Here is a 21,237-nt window from a genome sequence, read left to right as displayed (position 1 = left end):
CAATTCAGCGCTGCGCGTCGCGCAGCGTTTGCAATAGCCGGTGAATGTCGAGCCGTTCAGCCGCGAGTTCGGGCGATGCCGGGCTCATATGCGGCACGATGCCGAGCAACGGCGCGTGATGTTCGCGCGTGAGATGCTCGCGGATCGACGCGATGTTTTCGTCGGGAAAAGTCATGCCGGGATCGACGCGATTCGCGACCCAGCCGGCAAGCGTGAGTCCGCGCGCGGCGATGGCCTCGGCGGTGAGCAACGCGTGGTTGATGCAGCCAAGGCGCATGCCGACCACCAGCACGACCGGCAGCTTCAAGGCGACGGCGAGATCGGCCGTGTCGTGCGTCGCCGTCAACGGCACACGAAAGCCGCCGACGCCTTCCACCACGACGACGTCCGCGCGCGTCAACGCTTTGCTATGACACGCGACGATGTGGTCGATGTCGAATGCAACGTTTTCCAGCGCGGCGGCAATGTGCGGCGCGGCCGGTTCTTTCAGCAGATACGGCGTGCGCATCGCGGGCGGCAACAGCACGTTCGACGCCGCGTCGAGCTGGTCCGCGTCTTCGTTATGCAGTTCGCCGTTCACCTCGAACGCGCCCGCTGCGATCGGCTTCATCGCGGCCGCTTGCAGTCCCTCGCGAACGAAGCCTCGCAATAATGCCGACGACACGAACGTCTTGCCGATTTCGGTATCCGTGCCGGTGACGAAGAGTGACAGTGCAGTGTTCGCAGACGTCATGCGCTTTGCTCCCCCGCGGCTTGCAAGCCCGCTTCGAGCCGGTCGAGATCCGCATGCGAATGCGCGGCCGATAGCGAAATGCGCAGGCGCGACGTGCCGGCGGGCACGGTCGGCGGCCGAATCGCGGGCACCCACAAACCCGCGCGATCGAGCGACGCGGCAATCCCGAGCGTCGCGTCGTTCGCGCCGATAATGAGCGGCTGCACGGCGGTATGCGAATCGACGGGAAGCCACGGCGTGGTCTTGAGCATGGCGCGCGTGCGCTCGATCAATTGCCGAAGATGCGCGCGCCGCTCATCGCCTTCATCGCCGCCGATAATGCGCAGACTCGCCGACACCGCGTGCGCGGCAGCCGGCACCGAAGCCGTGGTGAAAATGTACGGACGCGCGCGTTGCACGAGCCACTCGATCACGGTCCCGTGCGCCACGACGAATGCGCCCGACACGCCCGCCGCCTTGCCGAGCGTGCCGATGGAAATCAGATTCGGCGAGCGCAACGCGGCTTCGGCGATCGCGCCGCGGCCTTGCGGACCGAGCACGCCGAAACCGTGCGCATCGTCGACGATCAGCCATGCTCCATGCCGCTCCGCAAGTTCGAGAAGACGCGTCAGCGGCGCGATGTCGCCGTCCATGCTGAACACCGTATCGGAGACGATGACCTTCTCGTCCGCGTCCGACGCATCGAGCATCGCGCTCAGCGCTTCCATATCGCAGTGCGGGTAGATCTGCACGTCGGCTCGCGACAGACGCGCGCCGTCGATCAGCGAAGCATGGTTGAGCGCATCGGAGAACAGCGTCGTGCCGCGGCCCGCGAGCGCGGTGAGCGTCGCGAGATTCGCCATGTAGCCAGTGCTGAAGTAAAGCGCGCGCGGCGCATCGACGAATCCGCCGACGAACTCCGCGAGATCGTCTTCGAGTTGCGCGTGTGCGCGCGAGTGGCCGCCGAGCAGATGCGAACCGCCGCTGCCCGCGCCATAGCGTTGTGCGCCTTCGGCGATGGCCGCGATCAACTGCGGATGCGCGGCGAGTCCGAGATAGTCATTGCTCGCAAAGCCGACGATCTCGCGGCCGTCGACCGTCATATGCGCTGCGCACGGCGTGTCGACTGTGCGGCGGCGACGGCGCAGACCGTGTTCGTCGATCTCTTTGAGTCCCTGCGAAAGTTTGTCGAGCAGATGCATTAGCGCAGCTCCGCGAGCGTGGCGTCGAACGTTTCGCGCGTGCGCGAGGCGAGCAGCGCGATCTCTTCGTCGTCGAGAATGTATGGCGGCATCAGGTACACGGTGGTCGAAATGGGGCGCAACAATAGCTCGCGCTGCAAGGCATTTTCGAAGAATCGGCGCGAGAAGGTTTTGGCATGCTGCTCGTTTTCGATGACTGCGTCGAACGCGAAAATCGTTCCGCACTGGCGCAGATTGCGCACATTCGCGTGTTCCGCGAGCGGCGCGAGTGCGGCCTTCAGCGTTGCCGACTTTTGCGCGTTGACCGCGAGGACGTTGTCGCTCGTGAACAGGTCGAGCGTTGCGAGCGCCGCGCGGCACGCGAGCGGATTGCCGGTGTACGAATGCGAATGGAGAAAGCCGCGAGCCGTGTCGTCGTGATAGAAGGCTTCGAAGATTTCGTCGCGTGAAAGCACGATGGAAAGTGGCAGATAACCGCCGCTAATGCCCTTTGACAGACACAGGAAATCCGGCCAGATGCCGGCCTGTTCGCAAGCGAAGAAAGTGCCGGTGCGGCCGCAGCCGACGGCGATTTCGTCGGCGATCAGATGCACGCGGTACTGATCGCACAGCGCACGCAAACCGGCGATGTACGACGCGTCGTGCATGGTCATGCCGGCTGCGCATTGCACGAGCGGCTCGACGATCAGCGCGGCGATTCTGGTGGCGCGCGCTTCGAGGAGCGAACGCACAGCTTCGAGCGCGCGACGCGCGACGTCGGCGGCTGTTTCGCCGGGTTGTGCAAGACGCGCGTCCGGCGATGCCACGACGTGAGCGTTGCGAATCAGCGGATCATAGGCGTCCTTGAACAACGCGACGTCGGTCACGCCGAGCGCGCCGATCGTCTCGCCGTGGTAACTGTTCGCAATGCAGACGAATTCCTGCTTGTCGGCGAAGCCGCGATTGCGCCACGCGTGGAAGCTCATTTTCAGCGCGATTTCGACGGCGGATGCGCCATCCGATGCAAAGAACGCGTGGCCCAGCGCGTGATCGGTGAGCGCGTTGAGGCGCTCGGCGAGTTCGATTGCGGGCTCGTGTGTGCAACCGGCGAGCATCGCGTGCTCGAGCGTATCGAGCTGATCCTTCAGCGCCGCGTTGATGCGCGGATTCGCGTGGCCGAACAGGTTGACCCACCACGAACTGATCGCGTCCAGATAGCGATGACCGGACTGGTCATAGAGCCACGCGCCTTGACCGCGCGCGACGGGTATCAGGGGCAGACGCTCATGATGCTTCATCTGCGTGCAGGGATGCCAGACCGCGCGCAGGCTTCGGGCGATCCAGTCTTCCGTGGATGTGGGTGATGTTGCTGACATTTCCAAGGCGTACTCCAGGGTGCTTTTTTGCGGCCGCCGTGGGTTCTTTTTGTCAGGTTTTTGGGGCGCGGTGCGTCGCGTTTTTTAGCGATGCGCGACCCTACGGCTAGCGTGCGGGGTCGAGATTAGCGGTTTCTTCGGGGCTTTGCACTAGCGGTTTGGCGGCGAATTTCGGCTGCCGGCACGGGGTTCGGCGCTGTTCGCGGCAGGTGATTTGCGTTTTGCCGTGAAGGGCGCAGAAGGGCGGAATTAGCGACGGAAAAGTATTGGGGGGTAGTGGAGCAAAAGATGGGCGCTCGGGGGCCTCGCAATCAGATATGACCTATTTTGTGGCAATCGTTGTGTCGATGCTGACCTTGACGAATCTTGACACATCTGCCTCGCGCGGTTCGGTACGTTACGGCCTTCTTACCAATCCGCAACAGAAAAACGATGAACCGCAGGGCATTCAGGCTGGTATTCAACCGGCTAAGGGCAATGCTGGTTGCCGTCGAGGAATCGGCCACGGCAACAGGCAAGGGTAATGGCGAGACCGCTGCAACGAGGCGCGTGCTCGCGACTCCATCCAGCACGCAACAGCACAGCTTCGCGCTGCGAAGCATCGCACTTGCGGCCCTTGTGCTGCTCGGCGCCCTGCCCGCTTTCACCGTAGCGCAGATCGTGCCGGGTGGCCCGAACGCGCCAGGCGTCATCACGACGCCGAACGGGCTGAATCAGGTGAACATCAACCGGCCGTCCGGCGCGGGCGTGTCGGTCAACACGTACAACCAGTTCGACGTGCAGCAGCGCGGCGCGATCCTGAACAACTCGCCGACCATCGTGCAGACGCAGCAGGCGGGCATGATCAACGGCAATCCGAACTTCGCGCCGGGACAGTCCGCGCGGATCATCGTCAACCAGGTTAATAGCAGCGCGGCGAGCCAGATTAACGGTTATCTCGAAGTCGCCGGGCAGAAGGCGCAGGTCGTGATCGCCAACGGCTCGGGGATCAGCGTGAATGGTGGCGGCTTCATCAACACGTCGCGCGCGACGCTCACTACCGGTACGCCGAATTACGGCGCGGACGGCAGCCTCACCGGGTTTAACGTGAGCGGCGGCAATATCACCGTGCAGGGCGCGGGGCTGAACGCGGGCGACGTCGATCAGGTCGATCTGATTGCGCGCGCCGTGCAGGCGAATGCCGCGATCTACGCGAAGAACCTGAACGTCGTCACGGGCGCGAACCGTGTCGATTATGGGACGCTGAACGCGACGGCCATCGCGGGCAGTGGCGCTGCGCCGGGTGTGTCCATCGACGTGAGCAGTCTTGGTGGCATGTACGCGAACCGGATCGTTCTGGTGGGCACCGAGAACGGTGTGGGCGTGTCGACGAAGGGCGTGCTCGCTGCGCAGGCGGGCGACGTGACGCTGACCACGCAGGGCAAGCTGGTCCTCGGCGGGCAGACGAACGCGAGCGGCAATATCGCGATCAATGCGCGTGATGGGATCGACAATAGCGGGACCACTTACGCGCAGCAGAATGTCAGTGCGAGCACGGCTGGCACGCTGAGCAATAGCGGCACGTTTGCCGCGCAGCAGAACACCACGGTCAATGCGGGCGGCGTGGCATCGACGGGTACGCTTGGCGCGGGCGTGAACAGCGATGGCACGATAGCGAATGCAGGCGATCTGTCGGTGACGGCGGGCGGCGCGCTCGCGGCAACCGGGCGCAATGCAGCGGGCGGGAATGCGAATCTGCAAGGCGCGTCGGTCAATCTCGCGGGTAGCAGTACGTCGGCGAATGGGAGCATGGCGTTGACCGCGACGGGCGGTGATGTGAATACCACTGGCGCGACGACGACGGCCGGCAGTACGCTCGCGGTCAAAGCAGCGGGCACGCTGGTCAATGATGGCGGTGTACTGTCGTCAGGTGGCGCGCAGACGGTCAATGCGGGCGCGCTCTCGAACAGCAACGGCCAGATCGTTTCGGGCAGTGTTTTAAGTGCAAACGTCGTGGGGGCCGTGTCCAACACGGGCGGCACGATGCAGGCCGCGGGTGCGTTGACGGCGAACGCTGGGTCATTCGACAACACCGCGGGCCATATCGCATCGCTCAATGCGGGCGGCCTGACGCTCTCCGCGGCGGGCACGTTGAATAACGGCGCGGGCGGCACGGGTCTGGGCACCATCGGCGGCAACGGCAATGTGACCGTGCAGGCCGGACAGATTGCGAACGCCGGGTCGATCACCGCGGGGCAGAACCTGACTGCGGCTGCGGCGCAAAGCCTGTTCAGCAACGGCACATTGGCCGCCAACGGAAACGTGAACGCATCGGCCGGCACGACACTCGCGAACGCCGGCACATTCACGGCCGGCCAGCAGGCAGTGATCAGCGCGGCGACCGTCGATAACAGCGGCGGCTCGACGAGCGCAAACCTGCTCACACTGCACGCGACGAACCTCGTCAATCACGGCGGCACGATCACGCAGACCGGGACCGGCGCGACGACGGTCGATGTATCCGGCACGCTCGACAACACAGGCGGCACGCTTCAGACCAACGCCGCGAGCCTGACGCTCGCGCCCGCTGTCGCCCTCGTCAACGACAACGGCACCATCGCGAATGCCGGGACAGGCGCGCTGACGGTCAGCACCGGGACGCTGTCCAACAGGGGCGGCACGATCGCCAGTAACGGCCAGACCGCGCTTCAGGCCGGAGCGCTCGACAACACGGCTGGCTCGATCATCGGCCAGAACGGTCTCACGGCCACCGTCGGCGGCACGCTGGACAACACCAACGGCAAGCTGCTTTCGAACACGGGCCTGAGCCTTGCCAGCGGCACGCTAAACAACAACGGCGGCCAGATCGGCGCGGGCGCAAACGAAACCATTCATACCGGCTCGCTGACCAACAGCGGCGGCTCGATTGTCGCGCCGAACCTGGCACTCACCATCGGCTCGACACTGGATAACAGCGGCGGCAACATCCAGGCGAACCAGCTTGCGCTGAACGCGGCGGACCTGGTGAACCACGGCGGCACGATCACGCAATACGGCGCGTCGTCGATGGGCTTTAACGTCAGCGGCACCTTCGACAATTCAAGCGGCGGCACATTCCAGACCAACAGCACCGACCTGACGCTCGCGCCTGGCGCGCTCATCAACGACGGTGGCACGATCCTCGACGCCGGCACGGGCACGCTGACGATTGCACCGGGCAATGGCGCGGGTTCCTTCTCGAACGTCGGCGGTCGCATCATCACGGCCGGGCAGCTCACCGCGCAGGCCGGCAGCCTGAACAACGCGAATGGCGTGCTCGCCGCGCAGGGAAACATCGCGGCAAACATCGCGGGCGATGTGAACAATACGCAAGGCTCGGTTCGCTCGCTCTCGTCGCTGACGCTCGCGAGCGGCGGCACGCTGACGAACACGAATGGACAGATCCAGTCCGGCACGGGCGCGGCTGGCGACGCGAGCACGCTCGCGATTCAGGCCGCGTCGGTCAACAACACGAACGGCCTCGTCGGTAATCTCGGCACGGGCGACATGACCGTGCAAGGTGGCAGCCAGATCGTGAACGGCGGCGGCGTCATGACGGGCAACGGCAATGTTGCCGTCGATACGTCGGCGCTCGTCAACACGCAGAACGGCCAGCGCGGTGGCCAGATCAGCGGCGTGAATGTCGCCGTGCGGGCGGACACGGTTGACAACAGCAACGGCCAGATCGGCAACCTGAGCGGTTCGAATGGCGATGTCGCGATCACGACGACCGGCGCGGTCACGAACACGAACGGGCAGATTGGCGCAACACACAACCTGGCCGTGAATGCCACGACCCTTACGGGCGGTGGCGCATACAGCGCGACCAACGACGTAGCGGTAAGCGTACAGCGCGACTTCACGCCGACGCCCGATCTGCAGTTCGCCGCAGGCCATGACCTCAGTTTCACGCTGCCGGGCACATTCAGCAATGGCGCGCTTGTCGAAGCGGCGAACAACCTGAACATCAACGCGGCCGACGTGCAGAACAGCGGCGTGATGATGGCGGGCGGCACGCTCACGACGCACTCGAATACGCTCGAGAACACCGGGACGATGGTCGGCGGCAGCGTCTCGCTCAACGCGACGCAATCGCTGACGAACACGGGGCCGACTGCGCTGATCGGCGCAACCGACAGTAACGGCACGCTCGAACTGCTGTCGAACGACATCGAAAACCGCGACGACACCACGGCGACCGACACGCAGGCGACCACCGCGATTTACGGTCTCGGCAAGGTGATACTGGCGGGCGGCAAAAATGCAGACGGCAGCTACACGAACGCGGCCCTGATCCGCAACCAGTCAGCGCTGATCGAATCGGCCGGCGACATGGAACTGCACGCCGCCCAGGTGACGAACACGCGCACGACGATGACGACGACCGGCCTGAACCAGCCGGTCGACCCGGCGCTGCTGGACGAACTTGGCATCAGCCTGTCCGGCGGCACTGGCCAGGTCGGCATACAGGACCCGAACAGCATCGGTGGCGTCTTTACCGATCCGCCACACGGAGGGCAATGGAATTCGACCTACCAGTACACCACCTACACAGGCGTCGCGCTGGCGAACCTGATCGCAGGCATCAGCCCGCAGGCGCAGATCATCGCGGGCGGCAATCTCGACGCGTCGAACGTGGGACTGTTCCAGAACTACTGGAGCGCGGTCGCAGCGGTCGGCAACATCGCCGCGCCCACGACGCTCGACCAGAATAGCTGGCAGGGTCAGACAGCGCCCCAGGTGCAGGTCACGTATTCCGGCGAGTACCACTAGAACAACTACGACAACAGCGAACACGACTGGCAATTGCCGTTCGGCGATGCGCCGTTCGTCGGCAAGCGGCCAGGCGGCTACACGCAGGCGGCGCCGGCCGATATCCGCTATTACGCGCTGCCGGGTTACGAATCGAGCTTCGTCGCGGGCGGCACGCTCTCGGGCACGGGCATCAGCATCAACAACACGGCGGGCAACGCGGGCATTCCGTCGATCGGTCTCGCACCAGGCCAGGCCATGTCCGGGGTGAATATCAGCGGCCTGAGCGGCAACGCGAGCGGCGCGAAGTCCGGCGCGGCTTCGGTCAACGGTGGCGCGGGCATGGTCAATCCGGTCATCGCGAGTGCGACGGCGCAGACCGTCCTGCAAAACCTGACGGTTCCGCAGGGCGGACTGTTCAGACCGGCCAGCGCACCAGGTGCCGGTTATCTGATCGAAACGAACCCGGCCTTCACGAACCAGAAGACGTTCATTTCGAGCGACTACTACCTGCAACAGCTTGGCGTGAATCCGCAGACGACGGAAAAGCGTCTCGGCGACGGTTTCTACGAGCAGCAGCTCGTGCGCAACCAGGTGACGTCGCTGACTGGCAAGGCCGTGCTTGGTCCTTACACCGATCTCCAGTCGATGTACCAGTCGCTGCTTGCCGCAGGCGCCTCGCTCTCGCAGTCGCTGAACCTGCCGCTCGGCATGAGCCTGTCGCCCGAGCAGGTGGCCGCGCTCACCGGCAACGTCGTCATCATGCAGACCGAGATGGTCGACGGCCAGGCCGTGCTCGTGCCGGTCGTCTATCTTGCGAAGGCCAGCCAGCAGAACATGAATGGTCCGCTGATCGCCGCAACCGACATCGACATCCAGAACGCGCAGACCTTCACCAACAGCGGCACGGTGCAGGCAGGCAATACGCTGTCAATCCAGGGCAACCAGATCAACAACGCATTCGGCACGCTGCAAAGCGGCGGCCTGATGACGCTGAACACAAAGGGCAATATTGACCTGACCTCGGCGACCGTGAATGCGGGCAGTCTTGCGCTGAAGGCGGGCGGCGACCTGCTGCTCAATACGGCGGTCAAGACGGTTGACCAGGTGAGCGCAACGGGCGCCACGCGCACGACGACCACGCTCGGCCCGATTGCGAACCTGAACGTCGCGGGTAACGCGGTCATCGTCACCGGCGGCAACGTCGAGCAGAACGCGGGCAATCTGAACGTCGGCGGCAACCTCGGCATGGCCGTGGGTGGCAACTACGATATCGGCGCGGTGCAGACCGGCGAACACAAGATTGTCGAGCGCGCGAACGGTGTGTCGAACACCGACTTTAACCAGACGACCGGCAGTTCCATCAAGGTCGGTGGCGTTTCGCAGATTGGCGTGCGCGGCGACCTGACCGCAACCGGCGCAGACATCCGCCTCGCGGGCGGCGGAACGCTCGCTGCGAACGGCAATGTGACCTTGCAGGCTGCAAAAGCCACGTCAACCACGAACAGCAACAGTTCAGGCAGCGATAGCCACGGCAGTTATTCGGAGTCCTTGCACCGGTCGGACGACACGCTTACTGCGACGACGCTTAATGCAGGCAACTCGCTGACGGTCGCGTCAGGCAAGGATATCAACGTCACGGGCAGCGCAATCAGTCTCGACAAGGGAACCGCGACGCTCGCGGCGACAGGCAACGTCAACATCGGCGCGGCGACGGAAACGCACGTCGACAATTCGCAGGAGCAGCACAAGCACAGCAATGTGGTGAGCGGCATGCAAGTGTCGAGTTCGAGTAACAGCACGACGACGTTGTCGCAGGGCAGTATGGTTTCAGCCGATGCGGTGACCATCGCAAGCGGCAACGACATCAACGTAAAAGGCAGCACGATTGTCGGCACGAACGATGTCGCGCTCAGTGCTGCGCACGACGTGAACATCACGACGACACAGGATACGCAGACCACGTCCAGCAGCTATCGGGAACGTCAGTCCGGTTTCGGCGCGGGCGGCGGCATCGGCATATCGGTTGGCAGCCAGACGCAGACCAATACGGCGAATACGTCACAGGTGACGAACAACGGCAGTACGATCGGCTCGCTGAACGGCAACCTGAACATCGTCGCGGGCAACGATCTGCATGTGACGGGCAGTGACCTGGTCGCGGCGAAGAACGTCACGGGGACGGGTGCAAATGTCATCATCGACGCGGCGGCTGACATCTATCATCACGACGAAAAGCAGACGGTCAGCAAGAGCGGCTTTACGCTTGCAGTCAAGTCGCCGGTTATTGATGCGATTACCAGCACGGTCGATCAGGCGCACGCGGCGAGCCACAGTCAGGATGATCGCGCGGCGGCATTGCACGGCATGGCGGCGGCAAGCAGCGCGATTGATTCAGTCGGTGCAGCCGACGCGGCGTTGGGCTCGCTTGCCAGCGGTGGGACACCGTCGGCGAAGATCGAACTCAGCTACGGAAGCAGCCACAGCGAAAACACCTACACGGAAGACAGCACGACGCATCGCGGCTCGAGCGTCAACGCGGGCGGCACGGCTGCGTTCGTTGCCACCGGCAATGGCACACCTGGAAGCGGCAACGTGACGATTGCAGGCTCCAACGTGAACGCGAACGATGTGATCCTCGCGGCAAAGAATCAGGTCAATGTCGTGAACACGACCGACACCGATTCGACGCGCAGCACGAACCAGTCGAGCAGCGCGAGCGTCGGTATTTCGTATGGCACGCAGGGTTGGGGCGTGGACGCGTCGATGTCGAAGGCGCACGGCGACAGCAATAGCGATGCGGCCATGCAGAACAACGCACATGTGACCGCGGCGAATACCGCGACGATTATCTCGGGAGGCGATACCAACATCATCGGTTCGAACGTCAATGGCCGTCAGGTGAATGCCGATGTCGGCGGCAACCTGAACATTGCGAGCGTGCAGGACACGATGACGAGCAGCGCGCATCAGGAGAGCACGGGCGGCGGTTTCAGCATCAGCCAGGGTGGCGGCAGCGCGAGTTTCAGTCACACGAATGCGAGTGCCAATGGCAGCTATGCGGGCGTGAACGAACAGGCCGGCATCCAGGCGGGCGATGGAGGGTTCAACGTCAACGTCAAGGGCAATACCGATCTGAAGGGCGCAGTGATTGCGAGCGATGCCGATGCGTCGAAAAACAATCTCGCCACGGGCACGCTCACCTATAGCGATGTACAGAACTCGTCGAGCTATAACGCGCATACGGGCGGCATCGGCGGAGGCGTGACGGCCGGTGACGGCGGCGCGAACTACGGCACGACCGGCAGTACGTCGGGCCACAACGCAGGCGGCCCGCGCCGATGCTGAGTCAAAACGACAGCGGCAGCGGTAGCGCGATCACGCGCAGCGGCATCAGCGCGGGCACCATCAACGTGACGGATGTGGCTCATCAGACGCAGGACATCGCGAGCCTCAATCGTGATACGTCGAACGCCAACGGCACGGTCGCGAAACTGCCGGACGTGAATAATCTGCTCGACCATCAGGGGGACATGATGGCGGCCGCGGGTGCGGCGGGTGAGGCGGTGTCCCGGCGTATTGGTGACTATGCAGAATCGAAGTACAAGGAGGCAAAGGCGAACGGCGATCAGGCCGGCATGGATGCGTGGAAGGAAGGCGGCTTAGCGCGCGCCGGAATGCAGGCCGCGGGCGCTGCGCTCGTGAGCGGGCTTGCTGGCGGCAATGCAATTGGCGGCGCAGCGGGTGCTGGCATCGCTTCGATCGAGGCGGGCAAGCTGAACGAGCTGAGTGGCGACATTGCCGGTTCGAAGCCGACCGGCAATGCGGATATGAATGAAGCGCTGGGCAATATTGTTGCAAACGCGATTGCTACAGGGGCGGGTGCGGTGGTTGGCGGCAATGCGGGGGCGTTTGAAGGCTACAACGTGGATAGGTTCAACCGGCAGTTGCATCCCGAAGAAAAGGCCGTAGCCAAGCAGCTTGCAGATAAGAGCGGTGGCAAGTACACGGAGGCGCAAATTGAGGACCAGATGCGCATTATGGGCGTAACCGTGAACGGGACCAACGAATCAGGCGCACCGACGACGCTGATTGGCCAGGCGCCCACGGATTCCGGCGCAAAGTGGATATCGGGTGGTACGACGGCGGACGGCAAACCGATTCTGACGCAGGTTACGGCGCAGGCGAATCCGGAGTTGCAGACATACATCCTGTCGAACTATGCCACGGACGTGCCGGGCACAGTTTCATATGATCCGTTGTCCGGCTCAAAGTCATCAACTATAACGGGGCCGTTCACCAACTTCGACAAGAGCGACGCGGACTTTATGCGTAACACAACGGCAGATGCAGCGGGGATGGTTTCGACTAACGCCGGACGTGTATCGTCACTTGCGGCAGCGGGTGCGTCGATAACACCTTGCTCAGTAGTCTGTGAGGGTATTGCATACGGCGGAACAATCATAGGAATCACCGCAGATGCGGTTGGGCAATTGGCTAAGCCGAATACGGGGCAGTACGTTTTTAATGGTTCTACGTCTATTGCATCGAACTACATTTCAGCGGCATCTCCCCTATTGACCCCTGCCGTGAATGAGTTGGTGAATCAAGTGAACGGTAGTGGCGTGGCTAAGAACGTGCAAGAAAAGATAGATGGCATTTTCGGGCCGCAAACTCCCAGGGGGAAAAAATGAAGATCAGATTCATCGACAACGGCAACCTAGCTTCATGGCTTCGCTTGACGCTAATCGTTATTGGAGTAGGACTTGCCGCTATCGCACTTGAATGTGAACTCCCAGTCCTTTGGGCGAGAGTTTTCTTGTTAGTCGGCTTTCTTTCAGTGCTTGTCGGTGGAATGACCAGTCGGGCCAAATTGCTAAATAGCAAGCCCTTCGATAACAGCTACAAGAAAGCACGCGACAGCTACAAAACGAAGGACGACGAAAACGGGAAATAAACCGTTGATGCAGCAGCGGGCTAACGATGCCCGCCGCTGCATGTCGTATCGAATCACGGAATGAAACACCCATGAAAATTCGAAATAGGCTGGCGGCACTCCCGCTCACAGCCCTGGTATCACTCGCGTCCAACGCGCAGCAGGCACCCACGCCCGCGGACACAGCCGCCGCGGCACGCGCCAACGCAGAACAGAACCAGCAACTCCAGCAGCAACGCGACGCGCAGCAGCGCGACGCAACAGTGCAGGCGCCGGTCGTGCGTTCCGAAGTCCCACGCGTGCAGGGCTGGCCCGGACTGCCGGCAGAGCAACCGTGCTTCCGCATCGACACCCTTTCACTCGACGTGCCGCCCAATCTGCCCGACGCAGTACGCAGTCACGGCGCCTCGCAACTGCCACTCGACCGCTTCGCGTTCGCGCGCGAATGGCTTGCGCACTACCGCGGCCAGTGCATCGGCAAGGCCGGGCTCGATGTCCTCACCAAAGGATTGCAGCAAGCCATTTTGAGCGAGGGCTACATCACGACCCGCGTGCTGCTACCCGCGCAAGACCTGTCAACCGGCACCCTGAAATTCGCGCTCGTGCCCGGCGTCATTCGCAAACTGCGCTATGCCGATCCCGACACGCGCGGCACATGGAAAACCGCATTCCCCGCGCGCGATGGCGACCTGCTGAACCTGCGCGATCTTGAGCAGGGTCTGGAGCAGTCGAAGCGCGTCGCGAGTCAGGACGTCGACATGAAGATCGAGCCGACCGACACACCAGGCGAAAGTGACGTCGTCATATCGATGAAACGCGCAAAGCCGTGGAGCGTGGTCGCATCGGTGGACAACTCGGGTTCGCGCGCAACCGGCAAGCTACAGGGCAACCTTAGCGTCGGCATCGACAACCCGCTCGGACTGAATGACGTTCTCACGGCGGGCGCCAGTCAGGATCTCGAATTCGGCGACAAGCGCCTGGGCTCGCACGGCTTCAACGGATCGTACTCGCTGCCATGGGGTTATTGGACCGCCACACTGTCGGGCACTGCGAACACCTATTACCAGAACATTGCGGGCGTGAATCAGACTTTCGTCTCCAGCGGCAATTCGCAGACCGCCGCACTCCGGCTCGCGCGTGTCCTGAGACGCAGTCAGACCGACGTGTTCGGCGTGGAATTCCAGCTATCGAAGCGCTTCGGCGAGAGCTTCATCGACGGCACCGACATTCCAACGCAGCGCCGCAACAACACGTTCATCGAGGCGGGGCTGACCGACCGGCATTACTTTGGCGCGGCACAGTTCGACGGGACGCTCGCGTATCGTCAGGGCATCGGCGGACTGGGTGCGACGCCTGACCCGCATCCGGACGGTCCGACGTACCGTTACCATCTCGCCGTGCTGGACACAAACCTGTCGGTGCCGTTTGCAGTTAGCAAACAGAACTTCCGCTACGTCACAACCGTTCACGCACAGTTCACGAACGACACGCTGTTCTATTTAGACGACCTGACGATCGGCAGCCGCTACACGGTACGCGGCTTCGATGGCGAGACGATGTTGGCGGCGGAGAAAGGTTTCTACTGGCGCAATGAACTACAGATGCCCCTAGGCCAGACAGGGCAGACGCTCTACACGGGGATCGACTACGGGCGCGTATTCGGACCAAACACGGCGTTTCTGGCGGGCACGCAACTGGCCGGCGCGGTAATCGGCCTACGCGGTAACGTCGGCACGCGGATCGGTGGATTCGCCTATGACGTGTTCGCCGGCACACCCGTCTACAAACCGGCGGCATTCCCAACCGCGCGTGTCACGCTCGGCTTCCAGGCGACAGCGCAGTTCTAGCGGGAAGGGCCTCACTCCCGACTAGCAATAGCCGGTCGCACGTCACCATCGGAAGACACAGAGGAAGAAGAAACCGAACCTGCCCCACCCGCGCCACTATCAGCCGTCCGCGATCCCTGATCACCCCACACAACGGAGTTATCGACCGCGTACAACCGGCAAGGCGCCGAACTCTGCTTCTGGCAATTCGCAATCGCAACCGACATCGGATCGTCGCCGCCCTCGGCCCACGACCACGCGCCCGTGTCCGACACCGCGAAGGCACGGCTCGGGTACTGGTGCAGGAAGTTGCGATAACCGTTGCGCCCGGCTTCATCGACGTAGGGGACCGCGTCGACGGCATCGACGGAAGCAAAGCCGCTCGCCTTCGGCGCCGAAGGATCGGACACGCGATACTGCACGCCCGTGGGCATGCCCACGCGTGCAAGGAACGACTCCACAGCCGGCCACCAGACATGCACGCCGTCGCGGTCGCCGACGAGCCGGTGCGCGTCGTTCTTATACGTGCCGTAGTCCACCATCTTCGCGCTCGCGCCGTGCGCGACGTACGCCGCGTGCATGCCGGCTACGAGCGGCGCATTCCACACCGAATCGTTGTCGCCGTACATCCACAGCGACGGCACTTTCGTCTTGTCGCCATACGCGCCGAATGCTCGCGTCAGATTGCCCTGCCAGTCGCCGCACGCGTCCTGGCGCAAGCCGCCGGAAAAGTTGATGAGCGCGCGCACGCCCGGCGCTGCTTCGGTGCCGTAGGCCATCGTCGCCAGGCCGCCATGCGACGTGCCCGCCACGACGATATGCGTGGCGTCGACGTAAGGCTGCTTCGACATGTAATCGATCGTCGCCGCGACATCGCCGGCTTGCGACATGCCGTTGCGTTCGACGTCGCAGCCGTCCTGCTGATAGACGCCGCCCGACTGGCCGAAGCCCTGGCGGTTCGGCGCCACGACCACGTAGCCGCGGCGCACGAATTCGCGCGCGAACGGCAGCGGGTCGCTGCGTTCCTGCATACGCGGATCGCCGGGAATCTTGCCGTGATTGAAGACGATCATCGGAAACGGGCCTGGGCCGTCCGGTTTGTAGATCGTCGTTTGAAGGGTGACGTCGCCGTCGGCATCGGCGGGTACGCGGATAATCTGTTCGTTCAGCCGCGCGCTCGGCAGATACACGTCATCCGGCAGTGCGATGCGCGGCACGTGGGCGCGAGCAAGCGGTCCGGGCTGGGCGTCCGCGAGCGGGGTCGCGTGCGCCGCTGCCACAGCGCACGCCGCCGCCGCTGCTGCTGCACACATCGCTGCCCACTTCGCCAGAACCTTGCTCAACGCCATTCACCCACCTGCCTCAAAAAATCTGCCTCGACATCTCGTGTCTGTTCATCGAATCGCGCGGCTGACATTTATCTTTCGCACGCGCGTTTGCGACAAACAAAAACATGCTCACGTACGCATTGCGCGAAGCGCACGCACGCCAATCGAGATCGCACGGGATAAACCCAACGGCCGACGCGACCCCACGCGCCGATGATGAACGCCACCTCCGCTGCCGGACGCCGCTGCCATAACCTCATTAACTGGTTATCGGCAGGCGCCGGCGCAACTTGCGGAACCCTTACCAGCGGGTCCTCGCTTGATGGCGTCACGAAGCAACGGCCTCATCCTGGCACGACAATTTTGTTTTGTGCAATCAAGGAGAACCCCTGACGAAAAAATTGCCGCGTCGCGCGAGAGGCAGAGCGGCAGGCTCGATGAGCAAGACGCGCGGTGAAAACCGGCGCAGGTGTGGGCAATAAAGCCGCGAAAAGGGCCTTAAATCGGCGGATCGAGGCGATGCGTTGGCCGGGCTCGCCTTTGCATCGCGCGATAGCGGGCTGACTGGACTGTCGCGTTGAGCCAACGCCTTGAAGCGGCCCCGCTAAGGGGCCATATGCGATGACGGCGGATTCTCCGTTGACGCTTAAAAAACTATTCGCTTACATCGCCGTCGACGTAGAGCCAGTGGCCGCGATCATCGCGAATGAAACGGCTTAACTCGTGCAGCCGATGCGCGCGCCCGGCCACCTTGTACCGCGCGACGAACTCGACGGTTGCGTGTTGCGAATCCGTTTCGGCGAAGGCCTTGATCTGCAGTCCGAGCCAACGCGGGGCGTCGGGCGCGGAAGGGTCGGCGTCGAGATCGGCGGGGCAGGTGGCGGGCGCCCACGTGACGCGCAAATAATCCGTTGCGCCGACAACATACGCGCTGTAACGCGAGCGCATCAGTTCGAGCGCGCGCGGCGCCAGTTCGCCGCCGTCGATATAACGGCCGCAGCACGCCGCGAAACGCGGTGCTTTCGCGGCCGCGGACTGGCGAGGCGCAGCGCCGCCGCAAGGACAGTCGGCGGGCCGCTGTGTGGACGACTCGTGCTTGCTCATCGAACTCCTAACCAAGACCGCGTGCGATCAATATCTTCTGGATGTCGCTCGTGCCTTCGTAGATCTGGCACACGCGCACATCGCGATAAATCCGTTCGACCGGAAAGTCGCTCAGATACCCGTAGCCGCCGTGAATTTGCAGCGCCGCCGAACAGATGCGCTCGGCAGCCTCCGACGCAAACAGTTTCGCCATCGCGGCTTCGGTAAGGCAAGGCTGGCCTGCGTCTTTCAACGACGCCGCGTGCCAGATCAACTGACGCGCGGCTTCGAGTTGCGTCGCCATATCGGCGAGACGGAACTGCACGGCCTGGTGCGAGAACAGCGGCTGGCCGAAGCTCTCGCGCTCCTTCGCGTAACTCAACGCTGCTTCGAACGCCGCGCGCGCCATGCCGACGCTTTGCGCGGCGATGCCGATGCGCCCGCCTTCGAGCCCCGACAGCGCAATGCGATAACCCTCGCCTTCTGCGCCGATCAGATTCGCGGCGGGCACGCGGCAATCGTCGAAAATGATTTGCGCGGTATCCGACGAATGCTGGCCGAGCTTCTCTTCGAGCCGCGCGACCAGATAACCCTTGCTGTCGGTCGGCACGATAAACGCGCTGATGCCGCGCTTGCCGGCGGCCTTGTCGGTGACGGCCATCACGATGGCGACGTTGGCGTTCTTGCCGCTCGTGATGAACTGCTTGACGCCGTTGAGCACGTAGGCGTCGCCATCGCGCGTTGCGGTGGTGCGCAGCGCCGAGGCGTCGGAACCCGCCTGCGGTTCGGTCAGGCAGAACGCGCCGAGCATCTCGCCGCGCGCGAGCGGCGTGAGCCAGTCGCACTTTTGCGCGTCGTTGCCGTAACTCAGCAGAATGCTGCACACAGGGCAATTGTTGACGGAGATCGCCGTGGATGTGCCGCCGTCGCCGGCTGCGATTTCCTCGAGAATCAACGCGAGCGCGAGCGCGTCCATGCCGGCGCCGCCATACTCTTCAGGTACGAGCACGCCGTACGCGCCGAGCTCCGCGAGTTGCCGGTGCACTTCTTTTGGAAAAGTGCGCTCGCGGTCCCACGCCGCCGCGTGCGGTGTGACGGCTTCGCGCACGAAGGTGCGCAGCGCGTCGCGGACCATCAGATGATCCTGATCAAGCACCATGAATCTGCCTCCTCACTCTGGCCTCGTGCATAAGGGCCGACCAGACCACTCACGCGCTCGTGCTACCACTCCAGCTGCGTGCCGTCGTATTGATAGAAGCGGCCATTGAACGCGTCGCGCGAGGCCGCTGCCTGCGCGAGCACGTCACGCATGCCGGCGACGCTCGTCGTGGGATCGATTGCCGCGTGCGCGCCGCCCATGTCCGTCTGCACCCAGCCCGGATGCAGCGACACGCACGTCGCGCTCTGTGCTTCGAGCGACGCGAGCTTGAGCGCATCGTTCAATGCCGCCTTGCTCACGCGATACAGCCAGCCACTCGTGCCGCCCGAATCGGCGATGCTGCCCATCTTGCTCGAGATCACCGCCAGCACGCCGCCCGTTTCCTCGACGATCGGCAGCAGGATCGGCATCAGTTGCATCGGGCCGCGCACGTTGGTGTGCATCACATGATCGAAGTCTTCGGCGGTGATGGTTTCAATGCGGTCGCTGCGCGGACCATACACGCCCGACACGATGATCGCCACATCGACATGCTCGCCGTCGAGCTTCCAGCCCAATGCGGCGATGTCCGCGGGCTCGGTCACGTCGACGGAATAGGTTTGCGCGCCGAGTTGCGTGAGCGCGTCGAGCGCGGCGCCGTCGCGCGCGGTGGCGAGCACACGCCAGCCGCATTGTTTGTACTGCCGGACAAATTCCTGGCCGATGCCACGCGACGCACCGACAATCAACACTGTCTTCATGAATCACCTCCGACTATGTGACGCGCCCGAACATGCGCGCGACGCGTCAAACGAGTTCGATGCCCATTGCCGTCGCTTCGCCGCCGCCGATGCAAAGCGTGGCGACGCCGCGCTTGCCGCCGCGCTTTTTCAGCGCACCGATCAGCGTGACGAGAATGCGCGCGCCCGATGCGCCGATCGGATGGCCGAGCGCACACGCGCCGCCGTGCACGTTGACCTTGTCGTGCGGAAGCTTGTGTTCCTTCATCGCGGCCATCGTCACGACGGCGAAAGCCTCGTTGACTTCATACAGATCGACTTCGTCCGCGCGCCAGCCGTTTTTGTCGAACAGCTTGCGGATCGCGCCGACCGGCGCGGTGGTGAACTTCGCCGGCTCCTGCGCGAACGTGGAGTGGCCGGCCACGCGCGCAAGCGGCGTGACGCCGAGACGCTTCGCCGTCGATTCGCGCATCATGACGAGCGCCGCGGCGCCGTCCGAAATCGACGACGAGTTCGCGGCCGTCACCGTGCCCGTTTTGCTGAACGCGGGCTTGAGCGTCGGAATCTTTTCGAGGTTCGCCTTGTACGGCTGTTCGTCGTGGTCGATGGTCGCTTCGCCTTTGCGGCTTTGCACTTTCACCGGCGCGATTTCCCACGCGAACGAACCGTCTTCGTTCGCACGTTTCGCGCGGTTCAGCGACTCGACGGCGAACGCGTCTTGCGCTTCACGCGTGAAGTCGAAGGAGGCCGCGCATTCTTCCGCGAACGTGCCCATCAAACGGCCTTTTTCATAGGCGTCTTCGAGGCCGTCGTAGAACATGTGGTCGATGACCTGGCTGTGACCCATGCGCATGCCGCCCCGCGCTTTGGGCAGCAGATACGGCGCGTTCGTCATGCTCTCCATGCCGCCCGCGACGATCACGTCGACCGAACCGGCGGCCAGCATGTCATGCGCGAACATCGCCGCGCGCATGCCCGAGCCGCACATCTTGTTGACTGTCGTGCTGCCCGTCGAAAGCGGCAAGCCGGCGCCGAGCGCGGCTTGCCGCGCGGGTGCCTGGCCGAGACCCGCGGGCAGCACGCAACCCATCACGACTTCATCGATCTGCTCGGGCTTGAGGCCCGCGCGCTGAACCGCGGCTTCGATCGCGATCGAGCCGAGTTGCGGCGCGGTCAGCGATGCGAAATCGCCCTGAAATGCAGCCATCGGCGTGCGTGCCGCGCTCACGATCACAATGGGATCGGCCGTCGTGCCGTTCGTCTCTGTCTTTGTCTTCGTCTCACTCATGTTTTAGCTCCTTGATTACGCCTTGGACTATCGCCGGCACGTCGCCAAGCTGCGCCGCGTCTGACGCGACGACGTCGTTGTCCGCCGTATGCGCGGTGCTCGCCGACACGCCGGCCACACAACGCCGATAGGTTTCATCGAGCGCGGCCGCGTTGTTGATCGTCATGCCGAGGTCGCGCACCTTGCCGTCGTGCACGCCATACGCCCAGCCGTGCACGGTGAGTTCCTGGCCGCGCGCCCATGCGTCGTTGATGATGGTCGTGCGGCACACGTTCACGACCTGCTCGATGGTGTTCAGTTCGACGAGACGCCGGTGACGTGTCTCGCCAATGGGCCACTCGTCGATCAGTGCGGCATGTTTTGCGCGCACGTCCTGCACGTGATGCAGCCAGTTATCCGCGAGACCCACGCGGCGGCCGTGCAATGCCGCGGCCACGCCCGAGCAGCCGTAGTGGCCGACCACCATGATGTGCTTGACCTTCAGCAGATCGACGGCGAACTGGATCACCGAGAGGCAGTTCAAGTCCGTGTGCACGACCACGTTCGCGATGTTTCTATGCACGAACACTTCGCCCGGCGGCAGACCGATGATCTGGTTCGCGGGCACGCGCGAATCGGAGCAGCCGATCCACAGATACTCCGGCGTCTGCTGATGCGCGAGGCGCGAGAAGTACTCGGGATCTTCGGACAACTTGCGCGTGACCCACGCGTCGTTGTTGTCGAACAGATGCGCGAGCGGATGAGCGGGGTTGGAAGCGTTCATGTTCATGATGCGTCTTGGCGGTTAATCGACGGTTATTCAGTGGTTATCTGGCGGCTAAGCGACCGCTTTCAGCGGCAGGTTTCGTTGCGTTGGATT

General features: G+C 63.5%; 14 protein-coding genes. 5 read left to right on the top strand and 9 right to left on the bottom strand.

Annotated elements, in window-relative coordinates:
* Positions 1 to 4: 4 nt before the first annotated feature.
* From bioD to bioA, 3 genes are read right to left on the bottom strand one after another with little or no spacing between them, the layout of a single operon-like run.
* Positions 5 to 733 carry a dethiobiotin synthase gene (bioD, locus tag C8K18_RS25610; RefSeq protein WP_107709229.1) on the bottom strand — a complete coding sequence of 243 codons (729 nt, stop codon included), beginning with the start codon at positions 731 to 733 and terminating at the stop codon, positions 5 to 7.
* Positions 730 to 1,914 carry an 8-amino-7-oxononanoate synthase gene (gene bioF, locus C8K18_RS25605; RefSeq protein WP_053857420.1) on the bottom strand — a complete coding sequence of 395 codons (1,185 nt, stop codon included), beginning with the start codon at positions 1,912 to 1,914 and terminating at the stop codon, positions 730 to 732. Before bioF ends, bioD begins: the two co-directional genes overlap by 4 nt.
* Positions 1,914 to 3,275: an adenosylmethionine--8-amino-7-oxononanoate transaminase gene (gene bioA / locus C8K18_RS25600; protein ID WP_107709231.1), complete on the bottom strand. Its 1,362-nt coding sequence runs from the start codon at positions 3,273 to 3,275 to the stop codon at positions 1,914 to 1,916. The genes bioF and bioA overlap by 1 nt, the downstream gene beginning before the upstream one ends.
* 426 nt (positions 3,276 to 3,701) lie before the next feature.
* On the opposite strand from bioA, the gene C8K18_RS33855 reads away from it, so the two are divergent.
* The 5 genes from C8K18_RS33855 to C8K18_RS25585 all read left to right on the top strand — a co-directional run bounded on the left by C8K18_RS33855 (position 3,702) and on the right by C8K18_RS25585 (position 14,822).
* The gene (locus C8K18_RS33855) at positions 3,702 to 8,060 is read left to right on the top strand and encodes a filamentous hemagglutinin N-terminal domain-containing protein (protein ID WP_258196158.1); all 4,359 of its coding nucleotides are present in this window, start codon (positions 3,702 to 3,704) and stop codon (positions 8,058 to 8,060) included.
* Between the two features lie 33 nt (positions 8,061 to 8,093).
* A complete protein-coding gene (locus tag C8K18_RS33850) occupies positions 8,094 to 11,387 on the top strand; it encodes a hemagglutinin repeat-containing protein (RefSeq protein WP_258196159.1) in 3,294 nt (1,097 codons plus the stop codon).
* Positions 11,381 to 12,733: a hemolysin gene (locus C8K18_RS33845; protein ID WP_258196160.1), complete on the top strand. Its 1,353-nt coding sequence runs from the start codon at positions 11,381 to 11,383 to the stop codon at positions 12,731 to 12,733. Before C8K18_RS33850 ends, C8K18_RS33845 begins: the two co-directional genes overlap by 7 nt.
* On the top strand, positions 12,730 to 12,996 hold the full coding sequence (locus C8K18_RS25590; RefSeq protein ID WP_107709233.1) for a hypothetical protein: 267 nt from the start codon (positions 12,730 to 12,732) through the stop codon (positions 12,994 to 12,996). Before C8K18_RS33845 ends, C8K18_RS25590 begins: the two co-directional genes overlap by 4 nt.
* A gap of 71 nt (positions 12,997 to 13,067) precedes the next feature.
* On the top strand, positions 13,068 to 14,822 hold the full coding sequence (locus tag C8K18_RS25585) for a ShlB/FhaC/HecB family hemolysin secretion/activation protein (protein WP_107709235.1): 1,755 nt from the start codon (positions 13,068 to 13,070) through the stop codon (positions 14,820 to 14,822).
* 11 nt (positions 14,823 to 14,833) lie between these two features.
* On the opposite strand, the gene C8K18_RS25580 is transcribed toward C8K18_RS25585, so the two are convergent.
* From C8K18_RS25580 to can, 6 genes are all read right to left on the bottom strand, one after another.
* On the bottom strand, positions 14,834 to 16,150 hold the full coding sequence (locus C8K18_RS25580) for a dienelactone hydrolase family protein (RefSeq protein WP_107709237.1): 1,317 nt from the start codon (positions 16,148 to 16,150) through the stop codon (positions 14,834 to 14,836).
* A 633-nt stretch (positions 16,151 to 16,783) separates the two neighbouring features.
* On the bottom strand, positions 16,784 to 17,233 hold the full coding sequence (locus C8K18_RS25575) for a YchJ family protein (RefSeq protein ID WP_107709239.1): 450 nt from the start codon (positions 17,231 to 17,233) through the stop codon (positions 16,784 to 16,786).
* Between the two features lie 7 nt (positions 17,234 to 17,240).
* Positions 17,241 to 18,371, bottom strand: coding sequence for an acyl-CoA dehydrogenase family protein (locus C8K18_RS25570; protein WP_107709241.1), 1,131 nt, complete (start codon positions 18,369 to 18,371; stop codon positions 17,241 to 17,243).
* A 62-nt stretch (positions 18,372 to 18,433) separates the two neighbouring features.
* Positions 18,434 to 19,111: an SDR family oxidoreductase gene (locus tag C8K18_RS25565; RefSeq protein ID WP_107709243.1), complete on the bottom strand. Its 678-nt coding sequence runs from the start codon at positions 19,109 to 19,111 to the stop codon at positions 18,434 to 18,436.
* Between the two features lie 46 nt (positions 19,112 to 19,157).
* Positions 19,158 to 20,378, bottom strand: coding sequence for an acetyl-CoA C-acetyltransferase (locus tag C8K18_RS25560; RefSeq protein WP_107709245.1), 1,221 nt, complete (start codon positions 20,376 to 20,378; stop codon positions 19,158 to 19,160).
* Complete coding sequence (gene can / locus C8K18_RS25555) at positions 20,371 to 21,147, bottom strand: carbonate dehydratase (RefSeq protein ID WP_029969583.1); 777 nt, start codon at positions 21,145 to 21,147, stop codon at positions 20,371 to 20,373. The genes C8K18_RS25560 and can overlap by 8 nt, the downstream gene beginning before the upstream one ends.
* Between the last annotated feature and the right edge of the window lie 90 nt (positions 21,148 to 21,237).

Origin of the sequence: Paraburkholderia sp. GV068, assembly GCF_003058125.1 — a bacterium.
Lineage (GTDB): Bacteria > Pseudomonadota > Gammaproteobacteria > Burkholderiales > Burkholderiaceae > Paraburkholderia > Paraburkholderia graminis.
The sequence above is the reverse complement of the archived record's forward strand: the minus strand, read 5'-3'. Positions and strand labels throughout refer to the sequence as shown.

Excerpts from the sequence above, each read along its gene's own strand:
- C8K18_RS25585 (WP_107709235.1), top strand. The coding sequence starts at position 13,068 with ATGAAAATTCGAAATAGGCTGGCGGCACTCCCGCTCACAGCCCTGGTA.
- C8K18_RS25570 (WP_107709241.1), bottom strand. The coding sequence starts at position 18,371 with ATGGTGCTTGATCAGGATCATCTGATGGTCCGCGACGCGCTGCGCACC.
- can (WP_029969583.1), bottom strand. The coding sequence starts at position 21,147 with ATGAACATGAACGCTTCCAACCCCGCTCATCCGCTCGCGCATCTGTTC.
- bioF (WP_053857420.1), bottom strand. The coding sequence starts at position 1,914 with ATGCATCTGCTCGACAAACTTTCGCAGGGACTCAAAGAGATCGACGAA.
- C8K18_RS25560 (WP_107709245.1), bottom strand. The coding sequence starts at position 20,378 with ATGAGTGAGACGAAGACAAAGACAGAGACGAACGGCACGACGGCCGAT.
- C8K18_RS25580 (WP_107709237.1), bottom strand. The coding sequence starts at position 16,150 with ATGGCGTTGAGCAAGGTTCTGGCGAAGTGGGCAGCGATGTGTGCAGCA.
- C8K18_RS25565 (WP_107709243.1), bottom strand. The coding sequence starts at position 19,111 with ATGAAGACAGTGTTGATTGTCGGTGCGTCGCGTGGCATCGGCCAGGAA.
- bioD (WP_107709229.1), bottom strand. The coding sequence starts at position 733 with ATGACGTCTGCGAACACTGCACTGTCACTCTTCGTCACCGGCACGGAT.
- C8K18_RS33845 (WP_258196160.1), top strand. The coding sequence starts at position 11,381 with ATGCTGAGTCAAAACGACAGCGGCAGCGGTAGCGCGATCACGCGCAGC.
- C8K18_RS25590 (WP_107709233.1), top strand. The coding sequence starts at position 12,730 with ATGAAGATCAGATTCATCGACAACGGCAACCTAGCTTCATGGCTTCGC.
- C8K18_RS25575 (WP_107709239.1), bottom strand. The coding sequence starts at position 17,233 with ATGAGCAAGCACGAGTCGTCCACACAGCGGCCCGCCGACTGTCCTTGC.
- C8K18_RS33855 (WP_258196158.1), top strand. The coding sequence starts at position 3,702 with ATGAACCGCAGGGCATTCAGGCTGGTATTCAACCGGCTAAGGGCAATG.